At 47.2% G+C, this 22,230-nt stretch carries 19 protein-coding genes and 1 tRNA gene; 8 read left to right on the top strand and 12 right to left on the bottom strand.

Annotated elements, in window-relative coordinates:
- Window position 1: 1 nt before the first annotated feature.
- The gene (locus tag D3A97_RS02790; protein ID WP_119076422.1) at window positions 2-1,384 is read left to right on the top strand and encodes a RagB/SusD family nutrient uptake outer membrane protein; all 1,383 of its coding nucleotides are present in this window, start codon (window positions 2-4) and stop codon (window positions 1,382-1,384) included.
- A gap of 67 nt (window positions 1,385-1,451) precedes the next feature.
- Here D3A97_RS02790 and D3A97_RS02785 read toward each other — a convergent pair whose 3' ends face one another.
- The 4 genes from D3A97_RS02785 to D3A97_RS02770 all read right to left on the bottom strand — a co-directional run bounded on the left by D3A97_RS02785 (window position 1,452) and on the right by D3A97_RS02770 (window position 3,961).
- Window positions 1,452-1,724, bottom strand: a complete 273-nt coding sequence (locus D3A97_RS02785; RefSeq protein ID WP_119076420.1) for a hypothetical protein — start codon at window positions 1,722-1,724, stop codon at window positions 1,452-1,454.
- A 93-nt stretch (window positions 1,725-1,817) separates the two neighbouring features.
- Window positions 1,818-2,264, bottom strand: a complete 447-nt coding sequence (locus D3A97_RS02780) for a MauE/DoxX family redox-associated membrane protein (RefSeq protein ID WP_157986324.1) — start codon at window positions 2,262-2,264, stop codon at window positions 1,818-1,820.
- 203 nt (window positions 2,265-2,467) lie between these two features.
- Window positions 2,468-3,421 (bottom strand): helix-turn-helix domain-containing protein, encoded by a 954-nt coding sequence (locus D3A97_RS02775; protein WP_157986323.1) that lies wholly within the window; start codon window positions 3,419-3,421, stop codon window positions 2,468-2,470.
- 165 nt (window positions 3,422-3,586) lie between these two features.
- On the bottom strand, window positions 3,587-3,961 hold the full coding sequence (locus D3A97_RS02770) for a winged helix-turn-helix transcriptional regulator (protein ID WP_119076414.1): 375 nt from the start codon (window positions 3,959-3,961) through the stop codon (window positions 3,587-3,589).
- Between the two features lie 112 nt (window positions 3,962-4,073).
- Here D3A97_RS02770 and D3A97_RS02765 point away from each other — a divergent pair, with 112 nt between their 5' ends.
- Entirely contained in the window at window positions 4,074-4,646 is a 573-nt protein-coding gene (locus D3A97_RS02765; protein WP_119076412.1) for a YceI family protein, read from the top strand.
- 216 nt (window positions 4,647-4,862) lie between these two features.
- On the top strand, window positions 4,863-5,501 hold the full coding sequence (locus tag D3A97_RS02760; RefSeq protein WP_119076410.1) for a redoxin domain-containing protein: 639 nt from the start codon (window positions 4,863-4,865) through the stop codon (window positions 5,499-5,501).
- Window positions 5,502-5,508: 7 nt separating this feature from the next.
- Here the strand turns inward: D3A97_RS02760 and D3A97_RS02755 are convergent, their stop codons facing one another.
- Together D3A97_RS02755 and D3A97_RS02750 are read right to left on the bottom strand one after the other, a co-directional pair.
- Window positions 5,509-5,982 (bottom strand): acyl-CoA thioesterase, encoded by a 474-nt coding sequence (locus D3A97_RS02755; RefSeq protein ID WP_119076408.1) that lies wholly within the window; start codon window positions 5,980-5,982, stop codon window positions 5,509-5,511.
- Between the two features lie 24 nt (window positions 5,983-6,006).
- Window positions 6,007-6,492, bottom strand: a complete 486-nt coding sequence (locus D3A97_RS02750) for a thermonuclease family protein (RefSeq protein ID WP_157986322.1) — start codon at window positions 6,490-6,492, stop codon at window positions 6,007-6,009.
- A 107-nt stretch (window positions 6,493-6,599) separates the two neighbouring features.
- On the opposite strand from D3A97_RS02750, the gene D3A97_RS02745 reads away from it, so the two are divergent.
- Window positions 6,600-7,796: a glycoside hydrolase family 88 protein gene (locus D3A97_RS02745; RefSeq protein ID WP_232825829.1), complete on the top strand. Its 1,197-nt coding sequence runs from the start codon at window positions 6,600-6,602 to the stop codon at window positions 7,794-7,796.
- Between the two features lie 47 nt (window positions 7,797-7,843).
- Here D3A97_RS02745 and D3A97_RS02740 read toward each other — a convergent pair whose 3' ends face one another.
- The 4 genes from D3A97_RS02740 to D3A97_RS02725 form a co-directional block, all read right to left on the bottom strand.
- The gene (locus D3A97_RS02740; RefSeq protein WP_198673841.1) at window positions 7,844-8,998 is read right to left on the bottom strand and encodes a PepSY-associated TM helix domain-containing protein; all 1,155 of its coding nucleotides are present in this window, start codon (window positions 8,996-8,998) and stop codon (window positions 7,844-7,846) included.
- Between the two features lie 115 nt (window positions 8,999-9,113).
- Window positions 9,114-11,432, bottom strand: a complete 2,319-nt coding sequence (locus D3A97_RS02735; RefSeq protein ID WP_157986321.1) for a hypothetical protein — start codon at window positions 11,430-11,432, stop codon at window positions 9,114-9,116.
- Window positions 11,398-12,432 (bottom strand): hypothetical protein, encoded by a 1,035-nt coding sequence (locus tag D3A97_RS02730; RefSeq protein ID WP_119076400.1) that lies wholly within the window; start codon window positions 12,430-12,432, stop codon window positions 11,398-11,400. The genes D3A97_RS02735 and D3A97_RS02730 overlap by 35 nt, the downstream gene beginning before the upstream one ends.
- A 48-nt stretch (window positions 12,433-12,480) precedes the next feature.
- On the bottom strand, window positions 12,481-12,993 hold the full coding sequence (locus tag D3A97_RS02725; protein ID WP_119076398.1) for a hypothetical protein: 513 nt from the start codon (window positions 12,991-12,993) through the stop codon (window positions 12,481-12,483).
- A 156-nt stretch (window positions 12,994-13,149) separates the two neighbouring features.
- Between D3A97_RS02725 and D3A97_RS02720 the strand changes: the two genes are divergently transcribed.
- Window positions 13,150-13,223 (top strand) — tRNA-Asp (locus tag D3A97_RS02720).
- Between the two features lie 223 nt (window positions 13,224-13,446).
- Here D3A97_RS02720 and D3A97_RS02715 read toward each other — a convergent pair.
- Window positions 13,447-14,262 carry an HTH domain-containing protein gene (locus D3A97_RS02715; RefSeq protein WP_119076396.1) on the bottom strand — a complete coding sequence of 272 codons (816 nt, stop codon included), beginning with the start codon at window positions 14,260-14,262 and terminating at the stop codon, window positions 13,447-13,449.
- An 807-nt stretch (window positions 14,263-15,069) separates the two neighbouring features.
- Between D3A97_RS02715 and D3A97_RS02710 the strand changes: the two genes are divergently transcribed.
- The gene (locus D3A97_RS02710) at window positions 15,070-15,837 is read left to right on the top strand and encodes a response regulator transcription factor (RefSeq protein ID WP_119076394.1); all 768 of its coding nucleotides are present in this window, start codon (window positions 15,070-15,072) and stop codon (window positions 15,835-15,837) included.
- Between the two features lie 2 nt (window positions 15,838-15,839).
- On the opposite strand, the gene D3A97_RS02705 is transcribed toward D3A97_RS02710, so the two are convergent.
- Entirely contained in the window at window positions 15,840-19,037 is a 3,198-nt protein-coding gene (locus D3A97_RS02705; protein WP_232825828.1) for a ligand-binding sensor domain-containing protein, read from the bottom strand.
- Between the two features lie 256 nt (window positions 19,038-19,293).
- Here D3A97_RS02705 and D3A97_RS02700 point away from each other — a divergent pair, with 256 nt between their 5' ends.
- Both D3A97_RS02700 and D3A97_RS02695 read left to right on the top strand, forming a co-directional pair.
- Window positions 19,294-20,775, top strand: coding sequence for a family 43 glycosylhydrolase (locus tag D3A97_RS02700; protein WP_119076392.1), 1,482 nt, complete (start codon window positions 19,294-19,296; stop codon window positions 20,773-20,775).
- 206 nt (window positions 20,776-20,981) lie between these two features.
- The gene (locus tag D3A97_RS02695; protein WP_119076390.1) at window positions 20,982-22,202 is read left to right on the top strand and encodes a glycoside hydrolase family 88/105 protein; all 1,221 of its coding nucleotides are present in this window, start codon (window positions 20,982-20,984) and stop codon (window positions 22,200-22,202) included.
- Window positions 22,203-22,230 lie beyond the last annotated feature (28 nt).

Here is a 22,230-nt window from a genome sequence, read left to right as displayed (position 1 = left end):
TATGAAAAATTTCCTTATCATAGCGAGTATCTTTTCTTTCTTAAGCTGTTCAAAGCAGAATGAATGGCTGAACGCAAAGAGACAGGCTTCTGATGTGGTGCCAACAACATTGGAAGACTTTCAGGCTATCTTGAACAATACCATACTGATGAATTCAAATTATCCCACCATTGGACTTTTAGGGTGTGATAATTTTTACTATGCGGATGAAACTATTAGTTCTTTGAACGCCATAAGCAAAAATTCATATTTGTGGAATAAAGAAATTTTTGAAGGGCAGCTTTCCAGCGATTATGCAAACAGTTACAATGTTATTGCCTCTGCTAATATTGTATTAGAACGATTGGAGCTGGGGGATTTCCCTGCGAATTCGGCAGAAGTGAATAATATAAAGGGCCAGGCGCTTTTTTTTCGAGCAATAATTTTTTCAGAACTGGCGAGTGCTTTCTGTAAGCCATATGTAGGGTCAAGCGCAGCTACAGACCTTGGCATTTGTGTAAGATTAAAATCAGACATTTACCATGTTGAGCCAAGATCAACCGTTCAGAAAACATATGAGCAAATAACCGGAGACCTGAAGAAAGCGGCGGCTTTGTTGCCTGTTACATCGTCTTACAAGAGCCGCCCCAACAAACCCGCTGCCTTTGCATTGCTGGCACGCATATATCTATTGATGGATGATTACTCACTTGCGAAAGAATATGCGGACTCATCGCTATATTATTCGGACAAAGTGCTGGATTTCAATAGCGGGTCGGTGACGTTGACAAAGCCATACAGATTTCCAGGGTTTACGGAAGCAAATGATGAAATATTGTTTTATGCTACTGGCGTTGGGCATGTAGCGGTTATTCCTGATGAAGCTTTTAACCTTTCGCTGGTTGATAGTTCCCTTTATAACAGCTACAATGACGATGATCTGAGAAAAAGCTACTATTATGACTACATTGCTGTTAATAGAGTAAGGTTCAGAGGCACATATGCTGGTACCGGCAAGAGCTTTTCAGGACTGGCAACAAACGAAGTTTACTTTATCAGAGCAGAGTGTAACGCGAGAACGGGGGATATCGAACCAGCTTTAAACGACTTGAATAAGGTATTGTCCAATAGGTATAAACAAGGGAAATACACGAATTATTTTACAAATGACAAAGAACTTCTATTAAAAAAGATACTGGAAGAAAGAAGAAAGGAATTTCCATTTGCCAGTCAGATCCGCTGGCAGGATCTAAGGAGGCTGAACAGAGATGCACGTTTTGCTACAACTCTGTATAGAAAGGTGTTTGGAGTAATCTACCAATTATTGCCTAATGACAGGAGATATGTTTACCCACTACCTCAAACCGAGATCGAACAGGCTGGATTGCAACAGAATGAGCGTTAGATCAGAATCTGCATATAGGGAATAGGGAAGGGATTTTTGCCTTGAGTGCCAGGTGAAGTGATACTATTTATTGATATACCGTCAGAATCGTGGCATCCTGGGATGGAATTGCATAGGTTGGAGGAAGGTTTTCTTCGGCAAGCACAGTACATACCCATCCGAACTCTCCTGCTATGCAATCAGGGGCAGGTGAATTGGGAGAAATTATGAAATAATCAGCGGACACAGAAGTTGTTGGTGCTATATAATATATTTGCAGCATCTTCTTATACTTCCCATAAGCGCCAACCGCGCCGCATACCAATGCCAGGGCCAGTACGGCCAATTTGATCTTTTTCATAGTAAATGGTTTTTTAAAAAGGTAAGAGCAATAGGCTGTTTGCTGGAAACAGCCTTGTTTCAGATTAAAAGGTGTGTAGATTTATTGACGATCCTAAGATAGTTTAAGCTGCGACTGCCGTGGAGCAGATGGAGGCAGCTTGTAAAGCACTATTCCCGCTATACTGATACCAACAAAGAACAGGTTGAAAAAAAGATGCTGTGTCCAGTTGAGGCGTTCTATTACCCCGCCGCAGGAGCAGGGTATGCTACCGAAATAGTTCAGTTTTATCAGTGCTATATACGCTGTGAAAATGACCAGCATTATCAGTGATGCCCATAAGCCGGCTTTCATCGTCTTCCTGAATATCAGGCAGGCCGCAATAGCAAATTCGATCAGCAATAGTCCTATTACCAGCGGGGTGGTATACCGGTTGTTGAACGGCTGTGCGTCCATCTGGAAAAGGAACTGTTTGTAATTGGCCAGTTTGCTGCCGGCTGCATAGGTAAACAGGATGAAGAGCAGCATGGTAATAGATTCCAAGGTCCACTTACGTGTCATGGCTCGCGCTTTTATGGTTATTAACTAGGAGCGGTACTGTGGCTGCACTGCCACGAAATGATGACCGGATGTGCTTCGACGCGGTTTTTCCCTTGCCCATGTCATCCTCGCATGCGAATGCTTATCTTAATAAAGGTGTTCTAAAATTCGTTTGTCTGTTTGATAATATATTAGCCGATTTGATAAAAAAGCTATCAGAAAGATCAAATTACTTTAACAACGGTTTTCCGGAAATCACTTGGAGACTGCTGGAAATGCATCGTAAATACCCGGGTAAAGCTGGTAGATGACTCATAACCTACTTCCCAGGCTATTTCATGCACGCTGAGCGTGGTATTCTGCAACAGGTTGCGCGCACGGGACAAGCGTACTTCGCGGATATAGTCGCACAAATGCCGGTGGAAGACCTTTTTGTAACCTCTTCTCAGGAAGCTGGGCTCAATGGAGAAACGGGTAGCGAGCGTTTGTACAGATAGTTTCTTGTGAATGTTGTGCTGCACATAATCCTTTACCTGTTTCAGCGTATCATAATCGCGGTGATAGGTGGAGGCCTGGGTCTTTTTATAGCTGACGCCAATTTCGTCGAGCGTTTTGAAGAGCAGGTCCAGTATGATCACTTGTCTTTTGAGCTGCCAGATCTCGCCGGAGTAACGGTTCTGGTGCAGGCTGCGCAACAGTTTCCGGCATTCTTCCGTGATGCGGCCGGGCTGATGGGCCCGCAGCGGGATGTTGATGTGGCTTTCGTCCAGCAGTGAGCGCAGGGGAGCGGTAAGTTGCAGGAAGAGCACCCGGCAATGGCCGGCTGCGTCCAGCGTGTGCTGTTCCGGCTGAAGGGAGAAAAGGCTATAGCTGTTCTCGGAAAGCCGGGTTGTGTGAAATGGCCTGGTTTTCAGCGTTACTGCTCCCTGTAGTACATAAATCATCATGGGAGCGGCCTGCGGCAAGGTAATATGCAGGGTGCTTTCCTGTTGCAGCTGCATGTCATACAGCCAGGCACGGGCATAGTGATCATGGAAGTGCTGGGCCAGTATGCTGCCGTTTTCGTTAGCAGCCGTGGCTGCGGTGGTTTCATTGAGCAGTTGCGGGTGACAGGCTTCAGGCGCCAGGGGCAGAAACTGGAAGTTCTTTCCCTGCAGAATACTCCAGGTGTTCTTCATGTGCTTTGGCATTGGTTTTCAGGTAATGAAAAATTATGGCATAAGCTAGTCGGCAGAAAAAATGGCCGTATTACACGGCGGGAGAATGTTGAAACATTCATTTATCATACTGAAACAATACCGCAGTGAAAATGTTTTCGACTGCTTCACTTTCAGGCAGTTGCCTTATACGGCTTCTTTTTTTAACTGGTTGCGGATCTTTTCCCGGTGCATGGTGCCCCATTCGCGCAGGGCGTCTACTACGTTACCGAGGGTATTGCTATAGTCTGTCAGTTCATATTCTACTGCAACGGGCGTAGTGTTGTGTACATGGCGTACCACAAAACCGTTCAGCTCCATTTCCTTCAGCTCGTGCGAAAGTACTTTGGCGGCAATGCCTTTCACGGTTTTCTGCAGCTCGTTAAAACGTTTGTTACCGGAGCTGAGCGCAACAATGATAGGCAGCTTCCACTTGCCATTTAAAACATAAAGGGCGTCTTGTACGGCACTCAATGCGGTACAGGCTTCCCATTCTGCCGAAATTGTCTGTAACTTTACCATGATCCCGGATTTTAACTTACCTGAAAGTAACTGCTTACCTTTAGGTAACTGCTAACCAATTGTTAGCAAATGTACATAAGTTTGCATTCCGTAAAAAACCAAATATACATTTATGAAAAAGATCACCTGCTTAGCATTGCTGTTGGCTGTAGCGCTCAGCTCCTTTGCGCAGTCTTCCTGGAAATCCGACAAAGCACACTCCCAGTTGAAGTTTGATATTCAACACCTGGGCGTATCTACCATCTCCGGTGCCTTCACCGATTTTGACGCTACCGTTACCGCTTCCAAGCCGGATTTCAGCGATGCCAGCTTTGAGCTGACCGCGCAGGCTACTTCTATCAATACCGGCATTGAACAACGGGACAACCACCTGAGAAGCGCCGACTTCTTTGACGTGGCCAACATTCCTACGCTCACTTTCAAAAGCACTTCCCTGAAAAAAGTAAGCGAAGGCAAGTACCAGGTAACCGGCAACCTGACCCTTCACGGCGTAACCAAACCGGTAACCCTTGATCTCTGGTACCGCGGCACCATTGAGAACCCGATGAGCAAAAAGCCCACCGCAGGTTTCCGCGTAACAGGAAACATTAAACGTTCAGACTTTAGCGTTGGCGCCAAATTCCCGGCTCCCATGCTGAGCGAGGAAGTGGCTATTGTGGCCGATGGCGAGTTTGTGAAACAATAACACTCCCCAACAAGATCTTACCGGGGCTGGCCAAATGCGGTCAGCCCTTTTTTGTGCAAAAAACCCTGTAGGTTACTCCGGTAAACAGCCACCATGGCCGATGATAGATTTATTTTGTATAAAGTCTATAGAATTAGTAGGATAATAGAAATATTCCTCTTACCTTTACATGGCAATACCCGTTTTAAAGATCAAAACCATCATTAAAAGAATAGTATGCGCACCACCAACCGTTATGCGGATTTTCCGCCGCTGTACCCCGAGATCAGGAGCACCAAACCCCTGAATGACAGAACACGCATCAAGCCTGTTGTAGCAGGCAGCACCCTGCCGTTGTTCCATTTGCATAAAGATGATTTCGTTACGCCCTTTCCTTTCCTGAGCCGTGAAAGTAACTACATGGTGGGCAGCGAACTGCTGAACCAGCCGCTGGTGCTGGCCTTCTTTTCTATTCACTGGAACGGGTACGGAGACCGTTACCTGCGGCAGTTGCAAGACCTGTATGCAGATATCCAGGTGATGGGCGGCCAGTTGCTGGTAGTATCCGCGGATAGCCGCAGTGAGCTGGAATACCTGGTAAAACAGCATCAGCTTACTTTTCCGCTGGCCATTGACAGTGACCACCAGATAGCAAGAGGGGCGGGCCTATACCGGGAATCTGACCCATTGTGGGACCGGGTGAGCGGTATTGAGGAGAACGCCCCGCTGCCGGCGGTATACGTTATCGGGCAGTCGCAGCGTATCAGCTATCACTTCCTTGACCATTACCTGCAGCTTTCTATCAATACACGAGACCTGCTCAGCCAGGTATACAGCACCGGGCAGGCGCAGGCCCTCAGCCGCGCCATTGCCTAGCTGGTAGCTAGAGGTATTGTTTCATTTCGTCTTCAATATTTTTGCGGAGGTCCATCAGCCGGTGGGCGTACTGCTCCATGTTGGTCTCATCTTCCGTTTCCGGCACCCATTTGGGAACAGACACCGTTTGCCCCTTTTCGTCAATAGCGGCAAATACCATAATGCAATGCGTGGTTTTGATTTTCTCCTGCTGCCGCGGGTTGCCGGCATATACATGTATGGAAATGTGCATGCTGGAACTGCCGGTGTAAATGATAGATGCCGAGATCTCCACCAGGTCCCCAATAGCAATAGGCTTGTAGAAGCGGATACCTCCTACATATACTGTTACACAATATTGGCCGCTCCAGTTGGCGGCGCAGGTAAAACCGGCCTGGTCAATCCATTTCATCACGGAGCCTCCGTGTACCTTTCCTCCGAAATTAACATCTGACGGTTCTGCCAGAAAACGTAGCGTAACGGTGTGTTGCGGTCTGCTCATACAGTAATGATTGAAAGAATGATGTTAACGGGCAGGAGCATACTGGGTGCCTTTTTTCTTGCGCCAGTTCCAGGGCGCTACCGGCCGTGCATCGGCCCACAGGCCCAGTTTTTCCTGCCTTGCCTTTTTCTCCGCCAGCGCCAGTGCTTCGTTTTTGCTGAACTTTTTATAGTGCCAGGCGTAGCCTGCCTTTACCAGCGCGGCGTTCAATGAGCTATTGCCTGGAAGGTATACTTCCGCCACCACCCGGCCATAGGGGTCTTTGCTTTGCTGCACCGCCTTTACCTGCTTGCCGAAACAGAGGCCGGCCGTATACTGGCGGGCTTTTTCACCAAAGGGCTGCCCCTTTTCCGGACAATCTACCCCAAAAAGCCGTACACGGATGGTTTTACCGGCCACCAGCATTTCTATGGTATCGCCGTCTTTTACGGCAGTCACTTTGCCGGTATAGGTTTGGGCGTGCAGGCAGGAGGAAAGCAAAAAAAGTAGTACCGGGAGTATATATCGCATGCACAAGTATAAAAATAATACTTGTGAAATTCGATGCATTTGTTATTTTTATGCAAACGTTTGCACAGATTTAATCACGTTTACGGATATTAAAATTATTCCACACTATGACATCCACTTTAGGGAAACTGACGAAAGCGGCCGCACTGGCCATGTTACTGCCCCTGGTCTCGCAGGCGCAGAAAGCCTCCAAAGCGCACATGCGGCAGCTCATTGATGAAAACATGAAATTTGCCGTAAAGCAGTACGCGGTGCTGAAAGACAGCACGCCCGCGGGCAGAATGCCCCGTACCTTCCAGAACGGCCGCTCTGTTGATGCCAAAACCGACTGGTGGTGCAGCGGTTTTTATCCCGGCACGCTCTGGTATATCTACGAGTATACGAAAGACGCCGGTATCAAAACGGAAGCGGAAAAGCGACTGGCTATCCTGGAAAAGGAGAAACGCTATACCGGCAACCATGATATTGGTTTCATGATCTTCTGCTCCTTTGGCAACGCTTACCGCATCACCGGCAATAAACAATATAAAGATGTAATAGACACGGCGGCGGTGTACCAGATCACCCGGTACCGGCCTACTATCCACTCCATCCAAAGCTGGAACAAGAGCGATAAATTCAACTGCCCCGTGATCATAGACAATATGATGAACCTGGAGCAGTTGCTCTGGGCCAGCCAGCAAGGCGGGAGCAGCCGTTTTCGTGAAATAGCGGAAACACATGCCAATACCACCATGAAGAACCATTACAGGCCTGACTTCAGCTCTTACCATGTAGTGGATTACGACCTCGGCAACGGCCAGGTGCTGGGCAGAAGAACGCACCAGGGCGCGCATGACACCTCTGCCTGGAGCAGGGGCCAGGCCTGGGGGCTGTATGGGTTTACCATGATGTACCGCTTCACTAAAAACAAGGCCTACTTGCAGCATGCGCAGAAAATAGCAGACTTTGTGCTCAGCCATCCTAACCTGCCGGAAGACAAAATACCGTATTGGGACTTTAATGCACCGGAAATGCCCACCAAACGTGATGCTTCTGCCGGCGCCATTATTGCCTCCGCATTGCTGGAGCTGGGCCAGTACACAGCCAAAGCAGACCGCGCCCGGTATGTAGATGCCGCCACCGTAATGCTGCAGGCTCTCTCTTCAGACGCCTACCGCGCCAAACTGGGCAGCAACGGCGGTTTTCTGCTGGAACATAACGTGGGCCACTTCAGGGCCAACAGCGAGGTAGACGTGCCGCTTACTTATGCGGACTATTACTTCCTGGAAGGACTGCTGCGGTATAAAAAATGGTACCTGTAGTTTTGATGATAGATAAGAAAGGGGAAACGATCTGTTTCCCCTTCTTTTTATAAGGTAGCCGCGGCGGCTTGCTGTTGCGGCTGCAACCGCCTGAATGCCGGCGTTTTCTTCTTTTTCTGTTTCTTTTTCTTGCCCCACCAGATGTAGAAGCCGGTAATGGGGAGGCTGGCGCAGATCAGGCTCACAAAGAACATCAGTATTTTGCCTGGCAGCCCTGCAATGGCGCCCACGTGAATATCATAGTTCATCCTGAACAGCTTTTCACCGCGGGAGGTGGCCTCATAAGGCGTGGCGTAAGAACCGCCGCCGGGTACCCGCTGCAGGGTGTACCGGTCATAAAACCAGAACTCCCGCTTATAGTAGGTACCCTCTTCAGGGTTATAGGTTACGCTGATGGGGTCTGCCGGTTTTTGGGCAAATTGTATCTGGATGTTGCCTTTCAGGTGGTTCACTGTAGCCCATATCTTGTCTTCCGGGTATTGCATGTCAGCCATGGCGGTGGTGTCTGATGTTCCTCTTTCCCAGGCTACAAAAGACTTGCCGCCGGTCAGCGTCCAGTAATAAGACTTGGAAAACCACTGAAAACCCCATACCAGCCCGGTGATGCCCAATACCAGCGCAATGGTGAGGGCGTAAAAGCCCAGTACATTGTGGAGGTCATAGTTCACCCGTTTGGCGCCGGCGTCTGTTTTGATCTTGAAACTCTTGTTACGGTTGGCCCTGTTCCATTTTTTAGGCCACCACATAATAAGGCCGCTGATCAGCAGCACAATAAAAATGAGGGTAGCAACGGCCACTATAGGCTGCCCGATGGGGCGGGGGAGCCAGAGGTTAAAGTGCCCTTCCAGGATGATCCTGAAAAAGTCGTTCTTCAGTATTTTTTCTTTGAGGATGGCGCCGGTGTAGGGGTTCATGTAAATCATGGTATACCCGTTCTCCTTGTCCATATATGCGGCAATGGCAGCTTTGCCGGTGTGGCCGTAGTTGACCCCCAGCACGGGGTTTTCGCCCGCCCGGGCCGCGGCGGCTTTTTGCAATACGGAGGGGGGGAGGAAAGGCCGGTTCTCTTCCGCTACAAAGCGGTAGGGCTGGGTCAGGTCGGAAATCTCTTCCTGGAAGGCATAAATACAGCCTGTAATGCTGACAATCACAATGATAATGCCCGATATAAGGCCCAGCCACAGGTGTAGCCAGTCGTTCACACGGCGAAAAAGAGATTTGCGTTTGGCCATCCGGATAAAAGCTTTGCGCAAAAATCGGGCACGGCGCTTACAATCACCTTCGCAATCGGGAAAAAGATTTACGCAAAAAGGAAACTTATCGCTTTCCCATATAATAAAAATCTCTCAAGTAGCTGCAGCGGTCAAATGTTTCCTTGTAAAAAGCCGTATGGCCGCAGTCGTTGATCAATTGCCGGAAATGCGGGTTTTTCTCCGAGGCCAGGTCATACCAGTCCCGGTTGGGATCATATAGGTGCTTCTGTGCGCAACGGGCGGCCATATACAGGCTACGGGCCTTAAACTCAGGGTTTTGCGCAACGTCTGCGGCTTTTTTATAATATTCTTCCGCCCGGTAGCAGCCAAAATATTGTTTCAGGCCGGGATGCCCGTCGTACCCGGGCTGGTACCAGCGGGTACTGGGCCGGTAGGTGGCTGAAAAGTGGTAAGAATGCCCATAATAGGAAATACTGAAGAGACCGGTGGCATATTTATAATAGTCTTCTGCGGCAGCCTTGCCTTTTTTCATCTTTTTTTCCAGGTCCAGCATGGTAGCGGCATACTCCAACTGGGAAATGCCGGCCTCGGTGGTGTCCAGGCCAAAGTCTTCCAACTGCTCCGTGAAGGCCATACCCGCGGAAAGGCTGCTGCCGGATTTTTTGAACCAGTTAACGGCATTGGCAAAATCGTGCTGGCGCACGTAGTTGATGGCAATGGCTTCGCCCACCTGGTTTTCCGTCATACCGAACTCCCGGCAGAGGTATTGTTCAAAAGGTGTTTTCTTTTTTTGTTGCAGCAGGCTGTAGAGATTTTCAAGCTGGCCTGCCTGCATGCTGTCTTTTACAAAGTCCGTGGCAGACACATAATTAAAATTGAAACTGTAAGGCAGCACCTTGTCTCGTTTGGAGAGCACCAGTGCCATGCGGTTAATGTCTCCCTGTTGCTGGTAGCGGGTGGCTACCACATAATCCAGCAGGTTGCGGTACATGACCGTGTAGAAATTACGGTTAATGGACTGGTTATCAGGACTTAAATAATAGTCTTTCCGGGTGGCGGTATCCAGCCGGCTGTCCAGCCATTTGAAAGATTCGAGCAGTTCCGCTTCAAAATCCCTGCCTATCCGGGGCTGCTCGCTGACGGTTACCAGCAGGCGTACAATTTCCCATTGGTCTTGCAGGGCGGGGCGCCCGGCGCCCGCTTTGGCAGCCATCAGCTTTTGCCGGGCGGCGGCGTAGTCTTTCAGCATGTACGAGAGATAGGCAGATGAAACCTGCCAGAGGGCAGGCTCTTTCACCCTGCCGCCAGCCACCAGGCTGTCTGCCAGGCGCTGCAGCTCCAGTACTTCGCTACCGGGAACATCCGCGTAGTGGTAACCCGCGCTGCCATAACGTTCCAGGGTCAGCCGGTTATGGAGATAGCCGTCTTCCAGTTTGGTGATCTCCCGCTCCAGCAGTACGTTCAGCATTGGCGATTGCGGATGCAGCCCATATATTTTCCGGATGCCCTCCGGGTAGGGTTCGTAGTAGCGGAAAGCGAACATGGCCGCCACCGTGGCCTTTTCTTCATTGTTTTTGCAAAGGTCCAACACCTGCTGTTCCGTGGCGCCGGCCCATCTCACATTCAGGAAAGCCATCTGGCGTTGGGAGGGGGCTAGCTCAAACACCCGGGAAAAAATATAGGCGCTCTGTGCCCGCGCCCCGGTGCGCATCAAGGCGCCGGCTTTCAGGGCCAGCGTTTTGTAGTGCATGAGGGAAGTGGAACGGATGGGAGCGGCCAGGGAATCGTAATACTGAAGGGCCTGGGCGTAGTTGCGCCCGTAATGGGCCAAACGGGTGGCCTGGAAGGCATACCGTTCGCGGATGCGCTCATCTTTACAGGCTTTGTACAACTGCATACCGTTGCGGGAGAGCCTGAGCATGGTGGCGGAATCTCGCACGGGCGCTTCCCAGCTGTCTTTTCCGCCGGTATGGGCCTCACATTGTTTGGCGTACATCAGGTAACCCAGCGTTTCACGGTCTTTGCTGCTGATAAAATATTGGGTAAGGGTGTTTTTCCTGACACTGTCAGGCGCTTCCAGCGGGCTGCCCTTTTCAATATGGTTGTACAGGGCTGTCATTTGGGGGTGGGCATAGGTATAGACGAACTCCCGTATGTCCTTTGCGGTGGCCCTGCCGGAAAAAAATGCATGCCAGTCGCGCAGGTTAATGTCTTCTTCCGCTACCTCACTGCCGTAATATTCCGCCAGCCCGGTGTAGTAAAAAGGTTCAAAACCGTCCCGGGCGGGCAGGGAAGGATTGTAAAAGCCGATGTAATAATCATACGGATCGGGTTCCGGGCCGCAGGAGAGCACGTATACGGCCCTTGTCAGGAAAATGGCCAGAAAACTAACGCAAAATATCGTAAATCTCTTCCAGTTCATGCATTTGATGCTTACGGAGGGTTAATGAATCCAGGTGATATAAAATGATGACGGGCGAATACGTTTGCCGTTGCCGGTTCAGGTACTTCGCCGCCTTTTGCAGCACTGCCGGGTCTGCCGTTTCGTGGCGCAGCGTTTCTCCTGCCCGCAGCGGATAGCCGTTCAGCACGGTATCTTTCAGCACCGTGAACAGGAAGTTGCCGGCCGGCCGGAATACAGCGCGGTCTTCCAGTTGCTCACGTTCCATGTTGCGCAGCAACCCTGCATACTGCCGGTTGCGGAACAGCACCGTCCATTCAAACAACGGCAAAGCCAGGTCTAAAGGTAAGGGATAACTGCTGATACGGTTGCTGCCCGTGTAGGCTTTTAGCGATCCCATGTTCAGGATGGAATTATGATCTCCCCATTTGCGCAGGTCCCCCATATTGTAGCACATCAGCAATCCCTTATCTACCGGGGGGATTCCGCTGCTTTGCAGGTACTTTACCTGGTGCAGGCGGATGGTGGCGGATAATTGTTTACCGGCAAAGTAGGGCTGGCCGCGCAGGTGCCGCAGAAATGCAAAATAGGCGGCCTGGCTGTTCCGCGTCCAGTCACAATCCAGCTGTATTTCCCGGATGGGCCTTGCGGGAGTGACCTGCTGCAGGAGACCGGCTACCTTTTGCGCCATGGCGGCGGGCCAGGCGGTGTCTCCCTGTTGCCACACTTCATTGACGAGGAATACTACCGGCACCAGCTCCACACTGTCTGGCAGCTGTTCCCGGAAATCCGCAATGGCCACGGGGTGGGCGGTGCGCTTTGCCGCATCCCAGTTCACGTCAAACATTTTTACATACAGCTTTTTGGCGCCGGTGGCCTGCAGTGTTTGTTTTTCGGTGGTATTCAACTGTACCCGTTGCTTCCAGAAATAGAAGGCAGGCGTAACCTTTCGCGCAGGTTGTGTACAGGCGCAGGCGGTGAGCAGTATGCCCATGAAAATATAGTACCGGTTAAATTTCATCCGGCTGCAAATATCGGGTGATGTGCCGTAACAGCAATGAGGCGGCGGTTACTTGTTGATGGCAATGATCTGGTAGCCCTCGGGGAAAGCGCTGAACCATATTTCCCCATTGCCCAGCATGGCGCCCTGGTAATTGCGGAAAATGCGGTCCAGCCGCTGGGTGTCTACTACTGCCTTCAGGGAGGCGTCAAAAATCTTGTTGTATTGCTGGCGGAAGGCGTCTGCCGTCTTGTATTTTTTGAGCGGGAAGCGAATGTGGGCGGTGATGCTGTCTACCTGGTCTGCTTTCACCCAGTTTTTGAAAGATACCAGGAAGCGTTTGAAATCCGCCGGTTGGTTAAAACCGGCATCCGCCCAACTGCCGGGTGTGCTGCCGTCTTCAAACAGGGTGTCTTGCGCGGCCATTTCCGCTTCATAAGGATTGGCGGGTGGTGGCGGCGGGGCCACGGGTACCAGGGTTTGGGCGCCATCAACAATGGTGCTGTCTTCAGACTTCTTTTCAGGGGCGGTATTGCAGGCGGCGGCCAGCAACAGGGCGGGTATCAGTAAGCGGTAGGTCATAGCAGCGGGTTTAATTATATAGTGAAATTAAGGAAGATTTATATGTGGCTGTGCGATATGAAAAAACTGTTAAAAAGATTTGCAGGAATGATTTTTTTGTACTTATCTTTGCAGTCCCAAAACGGAAGAGCTGAAAGGCGCGGAAGTTTTTGCGGAGGATCGGTAGTTCAGTCGGTTAGAATGCCGCCCTGTCACGGCGGAGGTCGCGGGTTCGAGTCCCGTCCGGTCCGCACGATTTAGAAGAGACCCGCGCTTGGCGCGGGTTTTCTGTTTTTAGTCGAGTATTTAGTCGAGTTGGATCAACCTCCGCAGGAAATGTTTGAAAGCCGTGCCGTGATGAATGGCTTTTTATATTATGTGATTTAGCGTTGCCCCCTTTCCCTTAAATGGTATAAGCCCCAACTTTTTATAGAGGCTATTGTATGTTGGCTATCCCCAATAATTAGCGGTAGTTTATCTTTTTATCAACTGTTCCTTCATATCGTCTAAAAGTGAAACCATATCTCTCTTACTTAATTCGGGATCTTTCTCTTGAATAAATTCCAATCCGTAAAACATGTTCCCTCTTTTACGGTTTTGTCTTGGTTCCAGTGCTTCGACAAGTATTGCCTCTAAAGTATTCGTAAGTTCGGAGAGTGAGGTTGTTAGTTGACTTGCTATATCAGTAAGTATTCCATTTTGTTTCACGCCTCGAAGCCCGAACCATGAAAATCTGTTCCATCTACCTCCAAGTCTATCGGATGTATGTTGATATAATCTTTGTGCAATACTTTGTTCTAATGCCTGACCAATATAGATTACGTCTCTTCCGTCATGTAACAAGTATATACCTATCTGGCTGCCAAAGTTTACAGGAGTAGAGCCCCTTTGTTCTGCTCCATATAGCGTAGGATTGTTTTTCCACAAAATGTAATCGCGGGACCAGTACATTCCGAATGTTTTAATTATCCCTTGGTCGGTAAACTCTTTCACTGCTTCGTCAATTTTCTTTTGCTCCTCGATTTCTTCTTCAGCAGATACCACCTCAGGTGATATTATTACCTGTGTAGAATGCCTGAGAAAATACTCTCCAAGCCCAACTCTAATAAAAGCAGATTCCTCCTTTTTTTGATTTATATCCGTTGTAATAATACTTACCACCGTAGCAGCAGGGGTAGCACCCACTTTTGTCCGAAAATTCTTGTCAAGTATTTTCTGTGCAATTTCCTCGTAATGCATTGATTTTCCTTCCTCTTGGAGCACTTTTATAATTGCGTCTATCCATTTCATAAAAACGAGCCGGTTTAATTGTTGTAAATATTTATATGTGCGTATTTTTATATTTGATGTGTGTCGGGCGTTAGCTTCTTTTGGAATTCTTAAGTTCGGAGTAGTAAAATACTAAATAGGATCTAAGTGGAAATTTTTTTTTTGCTTCAACTTCCGCCCCACAACCTCCGCAAATCATCTCGGAGACCCGCGCAACGCGCGGGTCTCCGTTTTTTAGTCAAGTTCCCCTCTTGTTGTCAAGTCCAGGTTGCGTCGAAAGCCTCAGAAACCGCAATTCCAGATATTCTTTTAGCTACAGGCTTAATCATACTTACATTTATCATTGGGCATTCTAAAAGAGGTCTGCCTGAAACCAGCGCCTGTCGGCCCCGGAATCTCGGGGGCCGGTTCGTTATGATCGCTTAATGCATTGATTTTTAGTTTTTTTATCGGGAGCGCCACAGCAAAGGGTCACCGGCATTCCAGGAGTGAATGGTCCTGGATTTTACCAAATGATCTTTTTCCGGAAATTTGGGCGTATTCCTATACAAACTATTATGTATATTTAGCCCAGCGTTATGAGCCATTTCTATTACTATTTACAGGCAAGCCTGGCACAAGAGATATTAGTTTCCCCGTGTTGCGGGCAATACTACCAGGTAAATGGTGGATCAGTACACAGTTCCTTTACATCGATAATACAAGACCCAAAGGAGCTTACTGTTTTATGCCAGGATCAGCCGGCAGCTTTTACACGATCCAAATTGCGGTTATCTGTTCATCAAAAATAAAATTTCAATTAAGTAGTTGGAAAAAGATAGAATAATTATGAATGATAGCATTCTCATTATTGACGACAATGAGGATGTCCTGGATTTTTTATCTATTGTTTTAGGCGAGCACTACAGGATCCTGCTCGCCTCGAATGGAGCAATTGCAAAGGGCATACTGGACACAGAAGTGGTAAACCTTATTATATCAGACATTATGATGCCGGGTATTGACGGCTTTGAACTATGCAGGCTGGTTAAGTCTAATGTTGAATACTGCCACATTCCCATCATTCTATTAACTTCCAAAAATACTTATCAGGCCCACATTGAAGGATTGGAAGTAGGCGCGGATGCGTATATCCAGAAACCTTTCTCACAAGAATTATTACTGATGCAGATTTCCAACCTGCTTAAAAACCGGTTGAAAATAAAAGAGCATTTTGCCAGTTCTCCTTTTGAAGATGTAAGGGTAATGGCGCATTCAAAAACAGACGAGGCATTTCTCAGAAAGCTGGATGAATATATTCGTGACAATATCAAAGATCCCAATATTGATATTGATAAGCTGGCTGATCATATGTTTATGAGCCGCACTACTTTCTACCGGAAAATAAAATCTCTTTCATCATTATCGCCCAAAGAATTAATTGACATTACACGCCTGAAAAAAGCGGCCGGTTTAGTTGCTGAGAATGAATTTTCTTTATACGAGATTTCAAAAATGGTGGGGTATAGTTCACAAAGCCTTTTTACCCGGAATTTTCAAAAGTATTTTAAGGTTAGCCCTTTGGAATATTCTAAATCTCTCCCGAAAGAACGATAGATCTATTCTATCTTTTTCCAACTACTTAATTGAAATTCAATTTTTTGGTGTACGGGCAATTGCAGTTCAAAAATAATCAGGTCCTGCTTGCCGGAAATCAGTTGCAGCGATCCGTTGTGCAGCTCGGTGAGCGCTTTTGCAAGCGATAGGCCAATCCCGGTTCCCGGCTTGCTGTTACCCCTCAACCTGACAAAGGGCTCGAATATCTGCTGCCTGAACTCTTCAGGGATGCCTTTACCATCATTCATAAAAAGAATAGTAAAGTGTTTGTCGGAATCTTTTATGGGATGGATCGTTACTGTTGCCCTCTCAGCCGCATATTTAATAGCGTTCGATATCATATTAGTGCATATTTTAATAAGTGCTTCTCTGTCAACATACGCCATAAAGCGGCTTTCCGGCAATTCAAGGTTTAAATCAACATTGTTATTGTTAGCCTGCTGTTTGAATGCAGTGATAAGATCAGCCACCAGCGTAATGATATCTGTTTTTACAAAGTTTAAGCTGAACTGGTTGGCCTCGGTTTTCCTGAAATCAAGCAACTGGCTGGATAACGCTACCAGTCTTTTGATATTCTTTTCGGCTATTGTAAGGCTTTTCTTGACGTCTGGCTCTTTGCCAAATTTTTTGATCAGCCACTCAATGGGCCCGGCAATAAGTGTAAGCGGAGTTTGGATTTCGTGAGTGATATTGGTAAAGAACTCGATCTTGGCCTTGTAAATTTCTTTTTCTTTTTCGTGCTCAAAAAGTTGCAGTTTTCGGAGATTTTTTCTTTCGAGATGCCGGTGATAAAATCGCACCAGGAAATATAAGCAGGTGAAAAGGGCTATTGTATATAATATATACGCAATATTACTCTTCCAAAAAGGGGGCAGGATCCTAATGGTCAAATGGCGTTCTTTACTTACCCAGCTTCCGGTATTGCTTTCGGCTTGTACTATAAACTCGTATTTCCCCGGCGCCAGATCTGTAAAGTAAGCGTTGCGGTTAGTGCTGAGATAGGTCCAGGATTCGTCAAGGCCTTTCATCCGGAACTTATATCTTGTTACTTCGGGAGCTGAAAAATTTAATGCCGCAAATTCAATGCTGAAATTATTTTGGTTGTATTGCAGTACGATAGTGTCAGTATATAAAATTGATTTGGAAAATGGGCTGTTTGTTGCATCAGGTATTACTTCCGTATTGTTGATCTGGAATCCTGTAATAAAGATTGGAGGGCCTGGTTCTTTTTGGTCAAATGAAGACGGGTGGAAAGCGATCATCCCTTTAACGGAACCAAAGTACATTTTCCCGTCAGTATGTTTATACGCGGAGTTATAGTTGAATTGGTCAGTTATCAATCCATTGGCCTGCGTATAAACATTTACTTCTTCCGTTTCGATATTTAAACGGATGATGCCCTTGAGAGAGCTGATCCATAAATGTTTTGAATTATCTTCCAGGATAGCATATAATACATTCGTGGGCAGCCCGTTTTTTGTAGTGTACTTTTTGATAATTTTCCTGTCAGGGCTTAATTTTATTAATCCGCCGCCAGTTGTAGCAAACCATAAGGAATGATCGCTGTCTTCAAAAATATTATATACCGCAAATTCATTTATGATTTTGTTATTCAAAGTGTCGCCGAACCGTATGTTGCCATGCAGGCCTGTTTTAGGATTGTAATAAAATGCTCCGGCTGATACGCTGCCCGTCCAGATATTACCCTGGCTGTCTTCTGTTATGGCGAATGTATAAACGTTGTGCGGGATTTGCGGAACATTCTTGAAGGTCTTATGCAGGGGGTCATAAACAAACAGGCTCGCTCCATGATAGGCTGTGCCAATAAGTAAAGTGCTGTCCTTTGTGAGGTAGATGCAGGTTACAAAATCACTGGTTTCATCGCCGTCGTTCTTTATGAGTTTGAACCGGTCTGTAATCTTGCCGCTGCGCGTATCCATTATATCAAGACCATTGTAAAACATCCCGATGAAAAGCTGATTGCCTAAAGCCAGTAGTCCATGTACATTATAGTATGAGATACTTTCTTTTTTTTCATGCGTAGTGTAATTGGTAAACTCTTCTGTATTCAGATCAAGTTTATTAATTCCCGCATCTTCAGTGCCGATCCATAGATGACCCTTTTTGTCAGGAACAATTTTTCTTACGGCGTTCCCTGATATGGAATTAATCCCGGGAAGAGGGTAGTATTTTTTAAATTTTGCATTTTCTTTTGAATAATAATTAATGCCGCCAAAATAGGTACCCACCCACATGCTGCCCTCGCGGTCCCTGAAAAGGGTATACACCGCATTATCTGATATCGAATATGGGTCCCCGGTTATTTTTCTCAGGTGCTGCACAACATTAGTGGCGAGGTTATAAATATATATGCCAGACTCTGTTGCTATCCAGTATTGCTGCTCCGCTCCCTGTATAATATCCCGCACGTATATGGATGCCCGGTTGTTGTTTTCCAACGCTAAGGACCTGCAGACCTTGGTTTTATGATTGTAAATTTTAAGCCCCTGGGTGAAACACCCGATCAGCAGTTCATCTTCATTAATGGGATATATCCTGCTGATAGATCTTAAGTTCAAAGGAACTTTTTGGTCAATTATACTGATATTCTCAATAGACCGGTTTTCAAAATTATATTTGCCAATTGTGCCGTCTTCTCTTCCTATCCAAAGCTCTTTGTTGCTACCGCCCGCAATGCACGACCCGGTAATTTCCAGGTTTTCCACCATATCGGTATTGTTATTGTACCTGTATAAACGGTTGCCGGTTAAAAACAAAAGATTATTGTGATCATCCAATGCCAGGTGGCTGATATAAGTTGCGGGTACAGCTTCTATTTTTGTGGAAACTTCCTTGTATTGGTCATATTTAAATAAACCCTTTCCTGTTCCTACCCATAATGCTCTGTTAGTGCCTTCCAGGACGACCGTTATTACGTTATTGCCAATATTGTTGATCGGGTGGTTTTCGTTTTCATAGGATTTAAATGTATAGCCGTCAAAACTATTTAAACCGCCCCTTGTTCCTATCCAGATCAAACCGTTCCTGTCCTGTATTATTGAAGAGACCGCATTATGAGCCAATCCATTTTCTACCTGGTAATGTCTAAAGTAGTATTGGCCATATTGGCCATGGCATGTGGAAGCGGTAATGGACAATACTAGATTCAGCAAGGCAATATAGCAGAGGAATTTCATCATGATTACATTCAAATATAAAGAATGACAGTAGAATATGCCTGCCTCGGCATAGAATTATGCAAACTATTATATGAGGTACGGGCTATTTGGCACGATTCGTCAAAATATTGAACAGGGCATTTCGTACAGGTTTATTTATTTTGACAAGTTTACTTACCCTGGGTTATCTGGCAGAACTGATGAGTAATAGCGATGGGCTTTACTAATTGGGAAGAATTGCTATCTGAGGACCGTAGCTATTACTAAAATTGATATTATGCGTTTGTTTTTGTCGTTACTGTTGTGCGTTCTTTTTATTGTAACTAAAGCACAGCAGTTGGTGTTGCCGGGAGATCATCCTGATCCTTCAGTAGTAAAAATCGGTGATGAATACTGGGCCGTGGGCACCACTTCCAACTGGTTCCCGATTTTTCCATTGTATCATTCTAAAGATCTTGTAAACTGGAAAGCGGCAGGGCATGTGTTTACAGAGAAGCCCGTATGGGCCGATTATTATATGTGGGCGCCCGAGATCACGTATGATAACGGGAAAGTATATATGTATTATACGGCTCATAAAAAAAATGGAAGTTTATGTACAGCGGTGGCGGTGGCGGACAAACCTGAAGGCCCGTATAAAGACCTGGGCCCCCTTATATGCCAGGAATATGGGTCAATAGACGGTTTTCCCATGCGGGATGAGAACGGTAAATTATATATGATATGGAAGGAAGACGGGAATAGTGCTGGTAAGCCTACGCCTATATGGGCCGCGGAAATGCGGGAGGACAGAACAGCACTGACAGGGGAGAAGAAAGAACTTTTTCGTGCAGATGCGCCCTGGGAAAAAGGTTTGGTGGAAGGCGTTTCTATCATAAAGCATAACAATTATTTCTATGCACTGTATGCAGGAGCGGCTTGCTGCGGTAAGACATGCAATTATGGAACGGGTGTTGCCAGGGCAAAAGAACTGCTCGGGCCGTGGGAGAAGTTTCCGGGAAATCCGGTGTTATCGGACAATGCCGATTGGAAATGCCCCGGTCATGGAACACCTGTTGAAAAGGATGGCGGGTTTTATTTTCTCTATCATGCGTACAGCACAAGTAGCGGGGCTTATGGCGGACGGCAGGGTTTATTGAATAAATTCGAATTTACCCCCGATGGATGGATCCGTTTCTTAAACGGCAATAACTATGCTGACCTGGTAACAACCCCCAAAACTGTTGATGATTTTTCCACCGCCAGGCTTGCTGATAGCTGGCATTGGAGCATATTTCAGGACGTACGGTATGCTATCTCGAAAAATACTTTAAAGCTAGAGGCCCTTCCTGCCGTTTGCGGCGCGTATCTTGGCCGCTCTGTTTTGTCCGGGAATTATAATGCGGAAGTTACCGTACTGAAAAAATCTACATCGCAGGCCGGACTTGCCCTGATAGGGGATGATAAGAATATGGTATATGCAAAAATCTACAACGATCATATTTACCTGGTAGAATTAAAGAAGGGTAAAGCAGCGATAATTACCCAAAAGGCAATCCAAATGCCTTCGCAGCTGGTGCTGAAAGTAAAGGTTGAAAACAACACACAGGCCTCTTTTATGTACAGTACTGATGGCGTGCAGTTCAAAACATTGAATGTCAAGGCGGCTGATATTTCTTTTCTGCCCCCGTGGGACAGGGCGGTACGTGTAGGATTGGTTTCGAAAGGGTTGCCGGGAACGGAGGCGCTCTTCCGGAAGTTTGCCCTTGTCAGCGAGTAGTACCATATATACGCATCATGTGGGCGTGATTTGATACGATTCGACAAAATGTTGAACAGAATTTATGATCGGGATATATTTCCTTTGTACAGCGTTGCATTCACCATGTATTGTATGACTACGCCTGACCGGTGACTAGGATCTTATGCCCATACTTGTGCCCATACTATGATAAACCGGGTAATAATAACTATAAAGGAAGCGGTATGAAAATATCTGTTTTAATTGCTGGCGTTTTTTTCACTTCGGTTTTGCTGGCAAGTTGCGGCAAAGGAAGTGGCGGCCCCAAGGCAGACCCCGGGCCGGATGTAAAAAAAGACTCCGCGGCGTATGACCTGAAAAACTTTCCGGAAGGGGCACAGCCTGAAAAGATAGGCGTAAAACTAGCCGAACATTTTCTGCAGACAAAACCCTCCTATTGGGGGAACGTAAATTCCCAGTATACGGCCGATCATATTACCTATCCTGATGTATGTGCCTGGCTGGGAGCGTTCTGGTTTGCAAAGGCTATCAAAAGTGAGGAACTGCAAAATGCACTGGTCAACAAGTTTGAGCCTTTATTTACGACTGAAAAGCACTTGCAGCCAAACCTGCATACCACCGCGGGTAATAAAGTGGATTATTATGTTTTTGGAGCGGTCCCGCTTGAGATATATAACGGGAAAAAAGAAAGCCGGTATAAGGAGCTGGGAATGAAATATGCCGACGGGCAATGGACGTTGCCTTCCAATGCAACGCAATCGCAAAAAGACTGGCACGCAGAGGGCTATTCCTGGCAGACCCGCCTGTGGATCGATGACATGTTTATGATAACAGCATTACAGGCCCAGGCATACCTGGCTACTGGAGATGAAAGGTACATGGAGCGTACTGCAAAGGAAATGGTGCTGTACCTGGACCGGCTGCAACGTGGCAACGGCCTGTTCTTTCATGCTCCTGACGCACCATTTTTCTGGGGGCGTGGCAATGGCTGGATGGCTGTCGGGATGGCGGAAGTACTGCGTATCCTGCCCAAGGAGACCCGTTATAATGTTTACCGGGAAAGAATTATGAAGGGTTATCAGGCAATGATGGCGACGTTAGTGAAATACCAGATGAATGACGGGATGTGGGGACAGTTGATTGATAATATGTCGGCATGGAAAGAAACATCCGGGAGCGCCATGTTCACATACGCGCTGATCACAGGTGTCAGGAACGGTTGGCTCGATCAGGAAAAATATGGCGCTGCCGCCCGAAAAGCGTGGCTGGCGCTGCTGACATACCTCGATGCAAACTACGACATCAGGAATGTGTGCGAAGGCACCGGGGCGAAGAACGATTATCAATACTATCTGGATAGAAGGCGGTGGACAGGAGACCTGCATGGTCAGGCAGCCCTTTTGTGGTGCGCCTATGCTTTGTCTGGTCCGGATAAGCCAAACTGATACATAGCAACCAAAAGAAAAAAAATAA

It is taken from the genome of Chitinophaga alhagiae, assembly GCF_003568665.1.
GTDB classification, from domain to species: Bacteria; Bacteroidota; Bacteroidia; order Chitinophagales; family Chitinophagaceae; genus Chitinophaga; species Chitinophaga alhagiae.
Note: the sequence above shows the minus strand (reverse complement) of the source record. Positions and strands in the feature narration are given on the sequence as shown.